The sequence below is a fragment of the Pseudomonas sp. GW821-FHT02A08 genome, assembly GCF_059422045.1.
This window is the reverse complement of the sequence record NZ_JBWKWD010000014.1, coordinates 16,721-33,434: the sequence shown is the minus strand read 5'-3', so window position 1 is coordinate 33,434 and position 16,714 is coordinate 16,721. Positions and strand designations below refer to the sequence as shown.

15 protein-coding genes are annotated in these 16,714 nt (G+C 61.2%); 7 read left to right on the top strand and 8 right to left on the bottom strand.

The genetic code is table 11. The annotated features are described in order from the left end of the window. Positions 1-12: 12 nt before the first annotated feature. Positions 13-1,191, top strand: coding sequence for a vWA domain-containing protein (locus tag AC07W4_RS12480; RefSeq protein WP_495032614.1), 1,179 nt, complete (start codon positions 13-15; stop codon positions 1,189-1,191). Positions 1,192-1,284: 93 nt separating this feature from the next. Here AC07W4_RS12480 and AC07W4_RS12475 read toward each other — a convergent pair whose 3' ends face one another. The 4 genes from AC07W4_RS12475 to AC07W4_RS12460 form a co-directional block, all read right to left on the bottom strand. Further along, positions 1,285-2,211: a 5-oxoprolinase subunit C family protein gene (locus AC07W4_RS12475; RefSeq protein WP_495032613.1), complete on the bottom strand. Its 927-nt coding sequence runs from the start codon at positions 2,209-2,211 to the stop codon at positions 1,285-1,287. After that, a complete protein-coding gene (pxpB, locus tag AC07W4_RS12470; protein ID WP_495032612.1) occupies positions 2,208-2,912 on the bottom strand; it encodes a 5-oxoprolinase subunit PxpB in 705 nt (234 codons plus the stop codon). Before pxpB ends, AC07W4_RS12475 begins: the two co-directional genes overlap by 4 nt. After that, positions 2,909-3,661, bottom strand: a complete 753-nt coding sequence (locus AC07W4_RS12465; protein WP_495032611.1) for a 5-oxoprolinase subunit PxpA — start codon at positions 3,659-3,661, stop codon at positions 2,909-2,911. The genes pxpB and AC07W4_RS12465 overlap by 4 nt, the downstream gene beginning before the upstream one ends. 73 nt (positions 3,662-3,734) lie before the next feature. After that, positions 3,735-5,021: an MFS transporter gene (locus AC07W4_RS12460; protein ID WP_495032610.1), complete on the bottom strand. Its 1,287-nt coding sequence runs from the start codon at positions 5,019-5,021 to the stop codon at positions 3,735-3,737. Positions 5,022-5,167: 146 nt separating this feature from the next. Here AC07W4_RS12460 and AC07W4_RS12455 point away from each other — a divergent pair, with 146 nt between their 5' ends. From AC07W4_RS12455 to AC07W4_RS12440, 4 genes are all read left to right on the top strand, one after another. Then, positions 5,168-6,097 (top strand): LysR family transcriptional regulator, encoded by a 930-nt coding sequence (locus tag AC07W4_RS12455; protein ID WP_495032609.1) that lies wholly within the window; start codon positions 5,168-5,170, stop codon positions 6,095-6,097. A 112-nt stretch (positions 6,098-6,209) separates the two neighbouring features. Next, complete coding sequence (locus AC07W4_RS12450; RefSeq protein WP_495032608.1) at positions 6,210-8,132, top strand: IucA/IucC family protein; 1,923 nt, start codon at positions 6,210-6,212, stop codon at positions 8,130-8,132. Further along, on the top strand, positions 8,122-9,333 hold the full coding sequence (locus AC07W4_RS12445; RefSeq protein WP_495032607.1) for an MFS transporter: 1,212 nt from the start codon (positions 8,122-8,124) through the stop codon (positions 9,331-9,333). Before AC07W4_RS12450 ends, AC07W4_RS12445 begins: the two co-directional genes overlap by 11 nt. Positions 9,334-9,348: 15 nt before the next feature. Next, positions 9,349-11,460: a TonB-dependent receptor gene (locus tag AC07W4_RS12440; RefSeq protein ID WP_495032606.1), complete on the top strand. Its 2,112-nt coding sequence runs from the start codon at positions 9,349-9,351 to the stop codon at positions 11,458-11,460. A 44-nt stretch (positions 11,461-11,504) separates the two neighbouring features. On the opposite strand, the gene AC07W4_RS12435 is transcribed toward AC07W4_RS12440, so the two are convergent. The 3 genes from AC07W4_RS12435 to AC07W4_RS12425 are packed head-to-tail and all read right to left on the bottom strand — an operon-like array spanning position 11,505 to position 13,367. Further along, a complete protein-coding gene (locus AC07W4_RS12435) occupies positions 11,505-12,047 on the bottom strand; it encodes a DUF2937 family protein (protein ID WP_429487659.1) in 543 nt (180 codons plus the stop codon). Positions 12,048-12,060: 13 nt separating this feature from the next. After that, positions 12,061-12,837, bottom strand: coding sequence for a class II glutamine amidotransferase (locus AC07W4_RS12430; RefSeq protein ID WP_157712205.1), 777 nt, complete (start codon positions 12,835-12,837; stop codon positions 12,061-12,063). 32 nt (positions 12,838-12,869) lie between these two features. Next, a complete protein-coding gene (locus AC07W4_RS12425; RefSeq protein WP_495032605.1) occupies positions 12,870-13,367 on the bottom strand; it encodes an MFS transporter in 498 nt (165 codons plus the stop codon). 215 nt (positions 13,368-13,582) lie between these two features. On the opposite strand from AC07W4_RS12425, the gene AC07W4_RS12420 reads away from it, so the two are divergent. Continuing rightward, positions 13,583-15,637 carry a S9 family peptidase gene (locus AC07W4_RS12420; protein ID WP_495032604.1) on the top strand — a complete coding sequence of 685 codons (2,055 nt, stop codon included), beginning with the start codon at positions 13,583-13,585 and terminating at the stop codon, positions 15,635-15,637. A 251-nt stretch (positions 15,638-15,888) separates the two neighbouring features. Continuing rightward, complete coding sequence (locus AC07W4_RS12415) at positions 15,889-16,362, top strand: cyclic nucleotide-binding domain-containing protein (RefSeq protein ID WP_495032603.1); 474 nt, start codon at positions 15,889-15,891, stop codon at positions 16,360-16,362. Here AC07W4_RS12415 and AC07W4_RS12410 read toward each other — a convergent pair. After that, the gene (locus tag AC07W4_RS12410; RefSeq protein WP_495032602.1) at positions 16,359-16,649 is read right to left on the bottom strand and encodes a hypothetical protein; all 291 of its coding nucleotides are present in this window, start codon (positions 16,647-16,649) and stop codon (positions 16,359-16,361) included. The two genes, AC07W4_RS12415 and AC07W4_RS12410, sit on opposite strands and share 4 nt — an antisense overlap. Positions 16,650-16,714 lie beyond the last annotated feature (65 nt).

Below are 16,714 nucleotides of genomic sequence, written 5' to 3'. Positions count from 1 at the left end.
GAGGCTGATGCCATGCTGCTCAACCTGTTCAATGAAATGCGCGCAGCCAAGGTGCCGGTTTCGGTACGCGAGTTGCTGGACCTGATCAACGCGCTGAAACAGCGCGTGACCTTCGCCGACATGGACGAGTTCTACTACCTGTCCCGGGCGATCCTGGTGAAGGATGAAAAGCATTTCGACAAGTTCGACCGGGCGTTCGGTGCCTACTTCAATGGCCTGGAAAAGCTCGACGACCATCTTCAGGCACTGATCCCCGAAGACTGGCTGCGCAAGGAATTCGAACGCTCGCTGACCGACGAAGAGCGGGCCGCGATCCAGTCCCTCGGCGGCCTGGACAAGCTGATCGAAGAGTTCAAGAAACGCCTCGAGGAACAGAGGGAACGTCACGCCGGCGGTAATAAATGGATCGGTACCGGCGGCACCAGCCCATTCGGTTCCGGCGGTTTCAACCCGGAAGGCATCCGGGTCGGCGACGCTGGCAAGCGCCAGGGCAAGGCGGCCAAGGTCTGGGACCAGCGCGAATACAAGAACCTCGACGATTCGGTGGAACTGGGCACGCGCAACATCAAGGTCGCCCTGCGCCGCCTGCGCAAGTTTGCCCGTCAGGGCGCGGCGGAAGAGCTGGACATCGATGGCACCATCGACCATACCGCCAAGGATGCCGGGCTACTGAACATCCAGATGCGGCCGGAGCGGCGAAACACCGTCAAGCTGTTGCTGTTGTTCGACATCGGCGGCTCGATGGACGCCCATGTGAAGATCTGCGAGGAACTGTTCTCGGCCTGCAAGACCGAGTTCAAGCACCTGGAGTACTTCTACTTCCACAACTTCATTTATGAATCGGTGTGGAAGAACAACATGCGCCGTACCTCCGAGCGCACCTCGACCATGGACCTGCTGCACAAGTATGGTGCCGACTATAAAGTGATCTTCATCGGCGACGCCGCCATGGCGCCCTATGAAATCACCCAGCCGGGCGGCAGCGTCGAGCACTGGAACGAAGAAGCCGGTTACGTGTGGATGCAGCGTTTCAAGGAGAAGTACAAGAAGCTCATCTGGATCAACCCGTATCCGAAGGACACCTGGAGCTATACCTCGTCGACCAACATCGTGCGGGATTTGATTGAGGACCAGATGTATCCGCTGACTCTTCGCGGGTTGGAGGAAGGGATGCGGTTTTTGTCCAAGTAGAAGTTCGTCGGCTGTGAAGGCCTCTTCGCGAGCAAGCCCGCTCCCACATTTGGAATGCATTTCACTGTGGGAGCGGGCTTGCTCGCGAAGCTTTTAGCGGCTTATGAAGCGCTGCAAATACTCGACATGCTCACGATGAGCGACATCCTGCACCACCGGTCTCAACCGCACCTGCGCCCCCGGCAGGCACTGCGCCAGCCGCGCCAGCGCCAACGGCGTCAACGCCCCCAGACGCGGATAACCACCGATGGTCTGCCGATCATTGAGCAGCACAATCGGCTGTCCGTCCGGCGGCACCTGGACGGCCCCCAACGGAATACCTTCGGAAATCATCGGCTTGCCCTGGTACTGCAGCGCCGTACCCAGCAGGCGAATACCCATCCGGTCGGCACGGCTGTCGAGGTGCCATGCGCTGTTGAACGCGTCGAACAGGCTCTGCCCGCTGAACTCGCCGATCTGCGCACCAAGCACCAGGTCCAGCAATGGCTCGCCGGTGAAATCCGGCACCCATTCGCTCGGCAACTCCCGCAGCAATACCAGCGAGTTCCCCGAGTAGCTCAATGAGGCGTCCTTACCCAGCGCATGGCCCATTCCATCCAGGCCGCCGAGTTCTTCACGGACCACCGTTGCGCTACTGCCCAGCACTTTCGGTGCATCAAACCCACCCGGCGCCGCCAGATAGGCCCGGGCCCCGAGCAACGGCTGAGTGAATTGCAAACGCTGACCTTTGTGCAGCCTGAAACTGCGCCACGGGGTCAAAGCCTCGCCGTCCACCCGCGCGCCAAGATCCGCTCCGGCCAAGGCCAGCACGCAGTCCTCCTCAGCAACGACGGTGAATCCGCCGAGGGTGATTTCGATTACCGACGCATCCAGCCCGTTGCCCAACAGCCAGTTGGCCCACGACATCGAACGCCAATCGGCCGCTCCGCCCTGGGTCACGCCCAGATGCCGCACGCCGAATCGACCGGCATCCTGCAACAGGCACAGGGCCGTACTCGCTTCAATCATCAGACGGCTCATGCCTGGGCCTCCAGTGGCGTATCGTCTCCGCCCAGGTTAATGAATTCGGCATGGCCGACTGCTTCGAACCGTACGGTGTCACCGGGTTGCATCAGGCTGTAGCCGTCACGGTTGCGATCGAACAATTTGGCCGGCGTGCGGCCGATCAGGTTCCAGCCGCCCGGCGACACCACCGGGTAAGCCGCCGTTTGCCGCTCGGCGATGCCGACACTGCCGGCCGCGACTTTCTTGCGTGGCGTGTTCAGACGCGGCGCAGCGAGCACTTCTTCCACCAGCCCCATGAAGGCGAAACCCGGTGCAAAACCCAGGGCGAACACCTGATATTCACGCTCACTGTGGCGGCGGATCACCTCCTCCACCGCCAATCCGCTGCGCTGCGACAACAACGTCAGTTCCGGTCCGACACTCATGTCGTACCACACCGGCAACACATGACAGGTACCGCGAGTACGCGCATTGGGCGACAGATCGATCAGTGCCTGGGCGATCAGTTCCCGTGCCTGGCTCGGGTTCAATGCCGTCAGGTCGTAATGCACCATCAGTGTGGTGTAGGACGGCACCAGATCGATCAGGTGCCCGGCAAATGCCATGCGCAGACTTTCACTGGCAGCGAGTATCCACGGCATGTTGCTTTCGGCAATTTCATCGAACAGGCGCACCATCAGGCAATCCAGCGCCACCACTTCTACCCGCAGCTTCATGACGCGCTCTGCCGGTTCAAGGCTTCGCGGATGCGTTGCACGGCAGCGACCGAACCGGCGTTGTCGCCGTGCACGCAGAGGGTGTTGGCCTGCAAATGCAGGGCGCTGCCATCGCTGGCGGTGAGCGGATCGCCACGGGCGATGGTCAGCGCCTGCTCGATGATTGTTTCCGGGTCGTGATGCACCGCGCCCGGCAGTTGTCGCGACACCAGCCTGCCGGCGCTGTCGTAGGCACGATCGGCAAAAGCCTCGAACCACAGCGTCACGCCGTATTCATCGCCCATTTGTTGGGCAGCGCTGTTGTCGCGGGTCGCCATCAGCATCAATGGCAGAGTGCGGTCGTAGGACGCCACGGCTTGCAATACGGCGCGTAGTTGTGCCGGGTTGGCCATCATGTCGTTGTACATCGCGCCATGGGGTTTGACGTAGCTGACCCGCCCGCCCTGGGCTCGGCAAATGCCGTCGAGGGCGCCGATCTGGTAATGCAGGATGTCTTGCAGTTCCTGGGTGGCATAGGCCATGGAGCGGCGGCCGAACCCCACCAGGTCCTGATAGGCCGGATGCGCGCCAACTTGTACACCGTGGCTGAGGGCCAGGCTGACGGTCTTGCGCATGATGCTCGGGTCGCCGGCGTGAAAACCGCAGGCGATGTTGGCGCAATCGATGAAGGGCATGATTTCCGCGTCCAGACCCATGGTCCAGCTGCCGAAACTCTCGCCGATGTCGCAGTTCAATAGCAGGCGGCTCACACTGAACACTCCTGTAGGCTTTATTCTTTTCAGCTGCGGGACATATCTGTATGACAGCCCCGCAGATTATCAGTTACCGGGCGTCGAGTTGCTTGCCACGGGTTTCCGGCAGGCTCAGGGCCGCAAGGATCACCACACCGTAGGAAACCGCCGCAAAGGCACCGATGCCCACGCTCAGCGGCACGGTCTGGCTGAGCAGGCCGATCAGCAACGGGAACAACGCCGCCAGCGCCCGGCCGATGTTGTAGCAAAAACCCTGGCCCGAACCGCGAATGCGTGTGGGGAACAACTCGGTCAGGAATGCGCCCATGCCACTGAAGATCCCCGAGGCGAAGAAGCCCAGCGGAAAGCCCAGCCACAGCATCACGCCGTTGCTGACCGGTAGTTGGGTGTACAGCAAGACGATGGTGAAGGAGCCGACGGCAAACAGGATGAAGTTCTTTTTACGTCCGAGGATGTCAGTCAAATAGGCGCTGATGACGTAACCGACGTAGGAACCGATGATCACCATTGCCAGATAACCGCCAGTGCCGAGTACGCTCAAACCGCGCTCGTTTTTCAGGAACGTCGGCAGCCAGGACGTGATCGCGTAATAGCCGCCCAGCGCACCGGTGGTCAGCAACGAAGCGCGAATCGTGGTGAAGAGCATGCCGGGGGCGAAGATCTCGTAGAACTTCGAAGGATTGCTCGGCGCCTCCTTGGCTTTGGCCTCACGATAGATTTCCGGGTCCTTGACCAGGCGGCGGACAAAAATCACGAAGATCGCCGGCACGATGCCGAGAATGAACAGCGCGCGCCAAGCGTCTTCCGGTGGCAACACCGAGAACAATAGCGCATACAGAATCGCCGTCAGGCCCCACCCCAGCGCCCAACCGGATTGCACCATGCCAACCGCCTTGCCACGATCCTGGGCACGAATCACCTCGCCAATCAGCACCGCACCGGCCGTCCACTCGCCACCAAAACCGAAGCCCATCAGGGTCCGCGCAATCAGCAATTGCTCGTAGCTCTGGGCAAAGCCGCAGAGGAAGGTGAAGAAGGCAAACCACAGTACGGTCAACTGCAAGGTGCGCACACGACCAATGCGGTCGGAGAGAATCCCCGCCACCCAGCCGCCGATGGCCGAAGCGATCAGCGTGCTGGTATGAATCAGCCCGGCCTGGCCGGTGGTGATGCCCCACATGGCAATCAGGGTTGGCACCACGAAGCTGAGCATCTGGGTGTCCATGCCGTCCAGGCCATAACCGATCTTGCAGCTCCAGAAGGTGCGGCGTTCCTGCTGATTGATGTTGCGATACCAGTCGAAAGGTCCCGGGCGGGCCGAGGCTTTCGGAATGGCGGTGGTGTCGGACGCACTCATGGCAAATCTCCGCGCTGATTTTATTGGTATTGTTCTGAGCCCCGACGACGCCTATCGTGGGAACCGGATGCGTCGATTCTTGGATGCCCGCCCCTGCTGAGTCCAACTAATAAAAACCCGCCTTAGACATAAGAAATATTTATCCCATGAACCTGAAGTTTCTCGAGACCTTCGTCTGGGTCGCCCGACTCAAGAGTTTTCGCCTGACCGCAGACAAGCTCTTCACCACCCAGGCCTCGATTTCCAGCCGTATTGCAGTGCTTGAAGGCGAGCTTGGGGTAAAGCTGTTTTTGCGGGATTCGCGCGGCGTGAGCCTGACGCCTGAAGGCCTCAAGGTGCTCGATTACGCCGAGCAGATGATGGACACCATGCAGGCACTCAAGCAGTCGATCGAGACCCGTTCAAGCAAGGCCGGACGGGTGCGCATCGGCGTGATGGACACGGTGATCCATACCTGGCTCAGCCCGCTCGTGGCGCAGATGACCGATCACTACCCGCTGGTGGAAATCGAGCTTGTGGCCGATACCTCGCTCAACCTCTGCGATCAGCTGCAAAAAGGCTTTCTCGATGTAATCCTGCAAACCGACCTGCTGCGCCAGGAAAGCGTGCGCAGCCTGGAACTGGCCAGCCACCCGATTGGCTGGATCGTCGCCAGCAATTCGATCTACAACCGCAATTACACGAACGTCGCCGAACTGGCGCGTGAGCGAATCATTACCTACTCGAAAAACTCCCATCCTCATCAGGACGTGCTCAGCCTGATGCAGGCCAATGGCGTGCTCGCACCACGGCTCAACTGCGTGAACTCGGTGTCGGCGATTACTCGATTGCTGCGTGACGGCTTCGGTATCGGTGCGTTACCGCCAGTACTGGTCAGCGAAGAACTGGCCCGCGGCGAATTGACCTTGCTGGCAATCGACCAACGCCCGCCCAACCTGCAAGTAGTGGTGTCATGGCGGGTCGGCGCAGAGTGGGTCGAAGAGATCGTGACGTTGTGTCAGAACGTGGTGGAGCACTATGCGCTGAAGGTGGGCGAGCACTACATGGTATTGAGCAAACCCCAGGCCAGACTCTGAAGAGGACTTCTCCACACCACAAGTAGGAATTACTATCATTTGCATTATAATTTGAAAAATGTATTCTCTGCGCGCATTCAGCTAAACCACTGTCCTGAAGGAGTCGGACTTGATGCGCGCTTACACGCAAAAACAGCAGCAATTGCTCTCGCACTGGAGCGAAGCCCTCGGCACTCAGGCCTTCCAGTCCCACCGCATCACCCTCGACCATTTGAGCAATGCCCTGGAGCCCGCCGCCCAGCGCTGCTTCCAACGCCTGATCCAGGCGCTGTTCCGCGAAGGTCTGATCAACCCCGACGCCTGCGAATACGACGACAACAGCCGTTGCTGGCTGCCGCTTGGCGACGGTGCGCACCTTTGCTTCGATCACCTGTCGGGCGGAAGAATGAACAGCTGGGACGTGCGCGGCAGCATCGTCCTGCACACCCCCGACAGCCTGCCCCACAAGATCCAGTTGCCCAGCGAACTGCTCGCTCACCTCGGCACTCAGCTCAACCCGCCTGCCTCCCCGCAGGTACTGGAACGCCTGGCCTGCGAGCTGGACGATAGCTACAGCAACGACACCCTGTGCCTGGCGTTCCACCATGGATGGACCGAGCGCCTGCGAGAGCAGATCGACACCCGGCACGACAACAATCTGCTCTCCTGGCTCAAAGCCAGCCCCGACCACCAGAACCCGACGTCACTGCTCGAACAGTGGGGCACGCTCGGCCATCCCTGGCATCCGAACTACAAGACCAAACTGGGCTTGAGCGCCGCGCAGGTCATCGCTTTCTCGCCGGAATTCGAAGCGAGTTTTCCGATTGTGCTGTGCGCCCTGCACCGTCAGTACACACACGTCGAGTCACTGGCCGGCACCGCCGATTACTGGGACTGGTGGCAGGGCCACTTCCCGCAGGCCGCCGAACAATTGCAGCGCCATTTGCAGCAACGGGGCCTGGAGGCAGCAGACTACCTCCCGCTGCCGTCGCACCCATGGCAAGCCAATGAAGAACTGCCCAATTCGTTCGCCGGCGAGATCGCCGACAACCTGCTGATCATCACCGACATCGTTGCCTTCACTGGCCACCCGACCATGTCCTTCCGCACGGTCGTACCAGAGGCCAGCCGCGTTGCGCCGATGGTCAAACTGCCAGTAGCCTTGCGTCTGACCAGCGTGCAGCGCACCGTGTCGCCGCGCTCGGCCCGGATGGGACCGCGCATCAGCCAACTGATACTGCAGATTCTCGATCATGAACCGCAGATTCAGCGCCTGCTGAACATCGTGCCGGAACGCATCGGCGTGCATTACGCGCCACAACCGGCCAATGACGAACGGTCCCGGCATGCCGCTGTGCTGTACCGCGACAACCCGCTGACCCTGCTGCAGGAAGGCGAACTGGCCGTGCCGGTCGGCAGCCTGTTCGCCGTCAACGAATTCGAACAACCGTTGCTGCGTGACTGGGTGCAACTGGCTCAGGGCCGTGACGACAGCGAGGCCATGCTGGCGTTCTTCGATGATTACCTGTCGATTGCCGTCCCGAGCCTGCTGGGCATCTACCTGATGTATGGCGTGGCGTTCGAAGCGCACCAGCAAAACAGCTTCATGGTAATGGGCGCGGACGGGCAGTTGAATCGGCTGTTACTGCGTGACTTCGGCGACATTCGCATTGATCGCAAGACCCTGCACGCCAAGGGTCTGGATATCCAGCTGCACGACCCGAAAATGACCCTGTACGACGACGCCGGATTTGTCCGCGACAAGCTCCTGCACACCACGTTCATGTGCCACCTCGGTGAGTTGACGTTGCTCTGCGCCCGCCACTGGAATGTGCCGGAAAATATCCTTTGGGAGCGCTTGGCTACGCACGTTGAGCAGTGCTTCGAAAGCGTGCGCGAGCACGTCGAACCGGCGCGCTGGGAAAGCGAGCGTCAGGCGCTGCTGGAACAGGATTGGCCGGCCAAATCGTTCATGCGCATGCGCTTGCACGACAGCCACGCCGACATCGTCGGACGCTTGAGCAACCCGCTGCGAACCAACGCCGATGCTCGCTGATGGTCGTGCGTTGCGACTGCTGATCGTCATCCAGTTTGTCTCCATGGGTGCGATGGAAATGAGCGGTCCGTTCTGGCCCTTGCAGATCCAGCATCTGCTTGGGCCAGAGGGCGCCGGCTACACCTCGCTGCTGTCGGCGCTGGTCTATGCCGGCCCGATGCTGGCGGCCATGCTACTGACGCCCGCATGGGGGCGGTTGGGTGATCGCACCGGGCACAAGCCGATGATCGTTCGGGCGTTGCTGGCACTTGCGCTGTGCCAAGGGCTGGCGGCCATTACCCTCGACCCGTGGCTGCTGGTGGGCATTCGCGTGATGCAAGGCGCATTGGCCGGGTTTCTCGCCGCCGCGCAAGCCTATGCCCTGGCCTGCTGCGACAGCTCCCGGCGCGGTCACACCCTGGCCCGTCTGCAATCGGCGACCGCCGTCGGTTCGTTGATCGGCCCGGTACTGGGCGGCTGGCTGATGGACATATCGGGGTTTGCCCTGCTCTGTTATGGCGCGACGGCGATTTGCCTGCTGTGTGCACTGGGGAGCTTTTTCCTGCCGGCCGACAAGGCGCGAGCCTCGACGAAGAAACCGGTTGCGCCGGTGGCCCTGCCTAAAGGCTGGCTCGGTGGAATCCTGTTGGTGATCGTGTTGATTCAAGCCGCGAAGATGATGCCGCAACCCTTCTACGCGCTGTACGTCGCCGACATTCTGCACGCGCCGGGCTGGCTGATCGGCGCTACTTACGCGGCGAGCGCCGCGACCCTGGCCATTTGCGCACCGCTGTGGGGGCGTCTGTTCGACCGCTGGCAGCCGGCTTACACCTTGCGCGTCATCGAAGGCGTTGCCTGGCTCTGCGCCCTGACGCTAGCGGCCACGGCACTGGCCAACGAATGGCTGGGTTTTCTCGTCAGCCGGTTGGTCTGGGGCATCTGGCAAGGCGCACTGCTCCCCGTCGCCTATGCACTGATCGCCAACACCGTGTCTTCAAGCCAACAGGGTTTTGCCCTCGGCCTGGGCAACAGCGCGGCCAAGGCTGGCGCCCTGCTCGGTGCCGTCCTCGGCGGGATCGGCATGGGGCTGGTCGGGCTGGCCCACAGTTTCTGGCTGGTGGCGTTGACCTACGCACTGGCCGCCATCGGGATCCGCTGGGTGCGCTCATCCACCTCCACACCTGCCCCCGCAGTTTTATCTACCCACACTTATCACGACTAAAAAAAAGACCATCTCATGACCCGAACCAAACTTTCCTTGCTGATTCCGCTGCTCGGCTCCGTCAGCGCCCAGACCTGGGCCGAGGACACCGAACAGCAACCCGGCACATTGAACATGCAGGCCACTGTCGTTTCCGCGACGCGTAGCGAAGCGACCATTGCCTCGATTCCAGGCTCGGTCCAGGTGATCGACGAACAACAGATCAGCCAACAGAGTGGCGCCGGGCGTCGGGTCTCCGACATCCTGGGGCAACTGGTTCCCGGCCTGGCGCCGTCCAGCGGCGGGATGAGCAACTTCGGCCAGACCCTGCGCGGGCGCAACATGCTGGTGTTGATCGACGGCGTGTCGCAGAACGCCACCCGTGACAACTTCCGCCAGCTCAACAGCATTGCACCGGCCAGCATCGAACGCATCGAGGTGGTTTCCGGCGCCAGCAGCATTTATGGTGCCGGTGCTTCGGGCGGCATCATCAACATCATCACCAAGCGCAACCAGGGTCAGGACCTTGCCTACAGCAGCAAACTGGGCCTGACCACCGGCAACAACCTCAACAGCAAAGGTTTCGCCTACGAGGCCTTTCAGAGTGCGACCGGGCGCAAGGATGCCCTGGACTGGTACCTGTCCGCCGACCTGACCCAGCGCAACGACCAGTACGACGGCAACGGCAATCGCATCCCTCAGGACACCTCCCAGGGCAGCAACATGGACACCGAAACCTATGACCTGCAAGGTCGTTTCGGTTACGAACTGGATGCCGACAAAAAACTCAGCCTGTCGCTGCAGGACTACAAGGACCAGCAGGACACTGGCTACACAAAAAACCCGAAAAACCTGCAAGAGGCCGTGGCGGTCAAAGGACTGAAACTCGACGACCAGCCCTACACCCATAACCAGGCAGCCAACCTCAACTACACCGACAACGACTTCTACGGCCAGGGCCTGCAACTGGAAAGCTACTGGCGCCGGGCCGACGCGCTGTTCTTCCCGGACCTGTCGCGGGGCAAGGCCGGGATCGCCGACAACAACAGCGTGCAGGATGTGTACGGCCTGCGTGCGGCCATCGACACGCCGCTGCCGGCCATCGGCAGCGCCACGGGCAACCTGGTCTGGGGCGCCGACTACGATCACGAACGCTCCCGCCAGCGCGGAGACCAATACACCCTCAAAGGGCTGACCTACACCAAGACTGGCACCACTTACGAGATGGGCCCGGATATCGAAACCACCACCAAGGCGCTGTTCGGACAGATGTCCTGGGACATCGGTGACTGGACCTTGCGTGGCGGTGTGCGCCGCGAATGGATCGAAAGCGAGGTCTCCGACAGTATCGCTTACGGTCAAATCGTCCAGACCGGCGTACGCGCCGTCCTGCCCGGTGACACCCTCAAATACGACGCCACGCTCTATAACCTGGGCGCGGTCTATCACCTGAGTGAAAACCAGGACGTCTTCGCCAATTTCAGCCAGGGGTTTTCGCTGCCGGACATCCAGCGCTTCCTGCGTGACGTGAACAGCACCTTCGACATCCAGAGCCTCAACGCCCAGGCCATCAAAGTCGACAGCTACGAGCTGGGCTGGCGCGGTAACTGGGACCAGTGGCAGGCCGACGTCACCGTCTATGAAAACACCTCGGACGTGACCCAGTTCTACGATGCCAATGACCGTGTCTTGCGTCTGATCAACCAGAAGGAACGGGTTCGCGGCATCGAAAACAGCCTGACCTACCTCGCGACCGATCACTGGTCGGTGGGTGGCACCTATGCCTGGGCCAAAGGCGAGACCCAGCAGAACGGGAAATGGATCGATCTGCCGGCGACACGTATTTCACCGGCCAAGACCACGCTGTTCGTCGGCTACACCGAAGACGACTACAACTTGCGCCTGCAAGGCATGCACCTGTCCAGCTACGACGCTGCCGCCAAGGACAACAACGGACGCGACATCGAAGGCTATACGCTGGTGGACCTGCTCGGCTCCGTGTACCTGCCGGTCGGTCGCCTGGAAGGCGGGGTGTACAACCTGACCAACCGCACGTACGTCAACCTGTTCGCCCAGGCCAACGCCAGAGCGCCATTCCCCAATGCCGAAGGCCGTACCTTGAGCATGACCTATTCGATTGATTGGTAACCAGGCAGGGAGCCGGCTTGCCGGCTCCCTGACGTTCGACGGTGTTACAAACCGCGTAAATCCCGCTCTTCGATCGGCCGGCTCTGGCGCAGGCGTTTACCGCCCAGCACCACCCAGTCGATCAAGCGATACAGGCACTCAAGGCCAAACGACAGCAGCATTGCGCCACTCATGCCCCAGATCATCGCTTCGGGCGTCAACAGGATCTGGTAGCTGTAGCCATTCCAGGTTTCCTTGCGGATGTCCGGATCGGCAGCCAGCACCACTTGCAGGAAGCGGATGTACCACGGCCCCTGCATCGCCTGGAACTGCTTGTCCAGTGCCAGTTGACGGGTCAACAGGTTGCTCAGGCTGTCGGCGTCGCTACGGAAGATCGGGTCCTCGCTGGCGCGGTAATGGGCCACCAGGGCCTGCATGTCACCCTTGAAGAACTGATTGGCGGTGTTCTGAAAGCCGCTCAACCCGGCTTGCGCCTCGATCAGATGGGCTTCGACACGCTTGGCGTAATCGTTGATGAAGCCCGGCACCTGGACACCGATCAACAGGCCCGCCGCAAACAACACCAGCCGTAGATAACTGAGCAACATGGAAAGCGGATCCTTATTCGGTCTTGCCCTGACTGACGCATTCGCCGCGTCGCCACAGGCTCCATTGACCCGGTTCGTAGCGGGTCCAGGTTTCGTTTTCGGTCAGGGGTTCGGTGGCGATGACGGTGACCACATCGTTGGGTGTGGTTTCGGCCTGAAAGTCGACGATCACGTCGACATCTTTCAAGCGTGCCGGGCCAAACGGTGCGCGACGGGTGATTTGCGCCAGTTTGGTCGAGCAATAGCAGAACAGCCAGTCGCCATCGCTGAGCAGGCAGTTGAATACACCTTTGCTGCGGTACTCGGCACAAGCGGCCACCAGATCCGGCAGCAACGCTTCGATCTCGACCGGTTCGGGGAACGCCGCACGCACACGGTTGAGCAAATCGCAGAACGCCGCTTCGCTGTCGGTATCACCCACGGGGCGATAGAAACTGGCCGTTGGCTGAAAATCCGCCAACTGGCCGTTGTGGGCAAAACACCAGTTGCGTCCCCACAGCTCACGGACGAACGGATGCGTGTTGGACAGGCAGACCTTGCCAACATTGGCCTGGCGGATGTGCCCGATCACCACTTCGCTCTTGATCGGATAGCGCTGCACCAGGTTCGCGACTTCCGACTCGCAGCTTGCCGCCGGATCCTGGAACAGCCGCAGCCCACGGCCTTCGTAGAAGGCAATGCCCCAGCCATCGCGGTGCGGGCCGGTGCGTCCACCGCGCTGCATCAGCCCGGTGAAGCTGAACACGATATCGGTCGGGACATTGGCGCTCATGCCCAATAACTCACACATGCTCGGACTCTCGCTCAATCGCAGGGGCAAGGTTACAGACGGGGTTCGACTCGCATCCGCTGAGGGCTGCTCGGTACGGGCGGACGACCGTAACGATCATCGCCGGCACCGCCGAACGGCTGATCGTCCTCGGGCTCGTCGGCACGGACGGCGGCTTTGGTGACGGCCTCACGTTCCTTGCGGGCGTTGGAGGCTCGCTCGATGGGGAAGCGGATCGCCACCAGCACCAGATAGAGGCCGAACGCGATCATGCCGTACATGAACAGATCGGAAATCGCCCGCCAGGCGTTGTTGCCGACCTTGAACAGCAGGTCGAGCGCGGTAATGGCGACAGCCGGTGCGACTTTATCCTTGACCGGGTCGATGATGGTCGGGCTGAACAACAGCACCGCCATCGCCAGCCGCAGTGGCTCACGTAGCCAACGCCACATCCAGCGGGTCAAGCGCATCCACACCAACAGGCAGCCCAAAGCGGCGAAGGCGTAGAGGCCCCAAGCGATCAGATAGTCGTTCTCGGTCATGGTGTCCATGGCAAGGCAGGCAAAGAGGCGCTTATGATAACGGCTTTTCGCCCATCAGGCTGCATCAATGCCTGACTGTTGAGCGCTATCCATGTGGGAGCGGGCTTGCTCGCGAATGCGGCTTATCATTCAACAATGATATTGACTGACCCAACGCCTTCGCGAGCAAGCCCGCTCCCACAGGTTGCCAGGCCCCTATTTCGTACACTGCTCGAGAGCCCTTCATGCCCCTATCCACCAACATTCAAGACGCTCCGATTGCCCACATGGCTGATGGCTCCGACCCGTATGCCTGGCTGCAAGAGCGCGACACCAAGGCAGTGCTTGACTACCTGAAGGCTGAAAACAGCTATCAGCAAGCGCAAACCGCCGACCAGGCCGAGCTGCGTGAAACCCTGTTCGAGGAAATCAAGGGGCGGATTCTCGAGACCGATCTGTCCCTGCCCTCGCCGTGGGGCCCCTATCTGTATTACACCCGCACCACGGCGGGCGATGAGTACGCCCGGCACTACCGCTGCCCGCGTCCGGCCGATGACAGCCTGACCCTCGACGAAAGCCGCGAACAGTTGCTGTTGGACCCGAACGAACTGGCGGGCGGTGGCTTCTTTTCCTTGGGTGCGTTCAGCATCAGCCCGGACCATCAGCGTCTGGCCTACAGCATCGACTCCATTGGCGATGAGATTTACACGCTGTTCGTGAAGGAATTGTCCGACGGCCGTGTCAGCGAACTGGAATTCCAGGACTGCGACGGCAGCATGACCTGGGCCAACGACAGCCTGACGCTGTTCTTTGGCGAACTGGATGACACCCATCGCCCGCACAAGCTGTATCGCTATCGCCTGGACGGCACGGCGGCCGAAGAAGTGTTCCATGAGCCGGACGGGCGCTTCTTCATGCATTGCTACCGTTCAAGCTCCGAGCAGCAATTGCTGCTGTCCGTGGGCAGCAAGACCACCAGCGAAGTCTGGGTCCTCGACGCCAACCAGCCGCAGCAAGCCTTTACCTGCATCGCGCCACGGGTCGAGGATCATGAGTACGACGTCGACCACGGCGTACTCGACGGTCAAAGGACCTGGTTCATCCGCAGCAACCGTGACGGTATCAATTTCGCCTTGTACACCGCCGTCGATAACGGCGCCGCTCCCACCGAAGCCGACTGGCAGAACCTGATCCCCCACAGTGATACGGTGATGATCGACGGCATCAGCCTGAACACCGGGGCCATGACCCTGAGCCTGCGGGTTGGCGGCTTGCCGGTCATTGAAGTTCACCCACAAGGCCTGGCGCCTTATCGCGTGCAACTGCCGGATGCGGCCTACAGCCTGCACGTGCAAAACAGCCTGGAGTTCGAAAGCGACCGGATTCGCCTGCGCTACGAAGCCTTGAATCGTCCGGCGCAAATCCGCCAACTTGAACTGGCGACCGGTGAGCAGAAAGTCCTCAAGCAAACCCCGGTGCTCGGCCCCTTCGATGCCGACGCCTATGTCAGCCAACGCCTGTGGGCCACCGCGCCGGACGGCACGCAAGTGCCCATCAGCCTGGTGATCAAACGCGCAGACCTGGGCAAACCCGTGCCGCTGTACCTCTACGGCTATGGTGCCTACGGCGAAAGCCTCGACCCGTGGTTTTCCCATGCGCGCCTGAGCCTGCTGGATCGCGGCATGGCGTTTGCCATTGCCCACGTGCGTGGCGGCGGCGAACTGGGGGAAGCCTGGTATCGCGCCGGCAAGCAGGAGCACAAGCACAACACCTTCAGCGACTTTATAGCCTGCGCCGAACACCTGATCGCCCAAGGCTTCACCACTGCACCGCAATTGGCGATCAGTGGCGGCAGCGCCGGGGGCTTGCTGATCGGCGCGGTGCTCAATCAACGGCCGCAGCTGTTTGGCGCCGCCATCGCCGAAGTGCCGTTCGTCGACGTGCTCAACACCATGCTCGACCCTGACCTGCCATTGACCGTGACGGAATACGACGAGTGGGGTAACCCTGAAGAACCGGACGTCCATGATCGGATCAAGGCCTACGCCCCGTACGAAAACGTCACCGCGCAAGCCTATCCGGCGACTCTGGTGATCGCCGGCTACAACGACAGCCGCGTGCAGTACTGGGAAGCGGCCAAGTGGGTGGCGAAATTGCGTGCGACCAAGACCGACAGCAATCCCCTGCTGCTCAAGACTGAACTGGGTGCCGGGCATGGCGGGATGAGCGGTCGATATCAGGGATTGCGTGACGTAGCACTCGAATATGCATTTTTGTTCAAGGTTCTGGGTATTGCCTGAGGAACCTGGGCCGATGTGCTGGTCTTAAGACCAGCACATCGGGTCCTGTCTTCACACTCCCCTTGTAGCAGCTGGCAAAGCCTGCGTCCGGCTGCGCAGCAGTCGTTTATCCGGACGACGCGGATTAACCGCAATACCGCGGTGCATGTTTTTACGTCTGCTACGCAGCCGGGCGCAGGCTTCGCCAGCTGCTACAAGAAATGGTGGACGCCCGAACCCGTAACAGACACAACAAAAAAGACCGTGACGACATGTCTGAACCAACCTTTCTGAACAACGAAATTCGCGACTGGCTGATGGATTGCGGCCTGTTCAATCAACTGCTGCCGGCGGACTTCGCCGCGGCTTCGGGCTACTTCAGTATCAGCACCATTGCCCAGGGCGAGGAGATCTTCCACGAGGGCGATGCGGGCAGTTTCATGTGCATCATCCACACCGGTCAGGTGGCGGTGCAGAAAACCAACGCTGACGGGCACCGAGTTACCATCGCCACGCTGCGCAGCGGCCGCTCGTTCGGCGAAATGGCCGTGCTTGATGGCGAACGGCGCTCGGCCAGTTGCGTGGCCGCGAGCAACTGCCAGTTGCTCAACCTGGGCAAGGACTCGCTGGAAAAGATGCTCAACGACGCACCGAAAATCGCCGCCAAGATCATCCGCGCCCTCGCCGTGTCCCTTTCCAAACGCCTGCGCATGGCCGACGGCCAACTGCTTTCCCAGCAGGTCTAGCCGCCCGGCGACTTGACCTTCGGCGGATTGGGCTCAATCCCCGGCACGGGCTGGTCCTTGGTTGGCGGGCTCGGCATTTCGATCGGCACCAACGGCGGACCGCTACTGCCGGGGCCGACTTTAGGCAAAGGTGCCGGGCTGATCTGCGGGTAGGGCGTGGGCGTCGCGGTGCCGGGCGAACCGGGCATCGGCGCGGGGCTGACGGGAATCGATTGCAGCTGTTGAGCCTGCACTGCAGTTATCGAGAGCGCGGCCAGGGCAATGGCCGTTAGAATGGTGCGCTTCATCAATGGCTCCGTTGGCCTTGTCGTCATAAACAGGCTACTCCCAACTGCGTCTGTTTGCCCTCCCG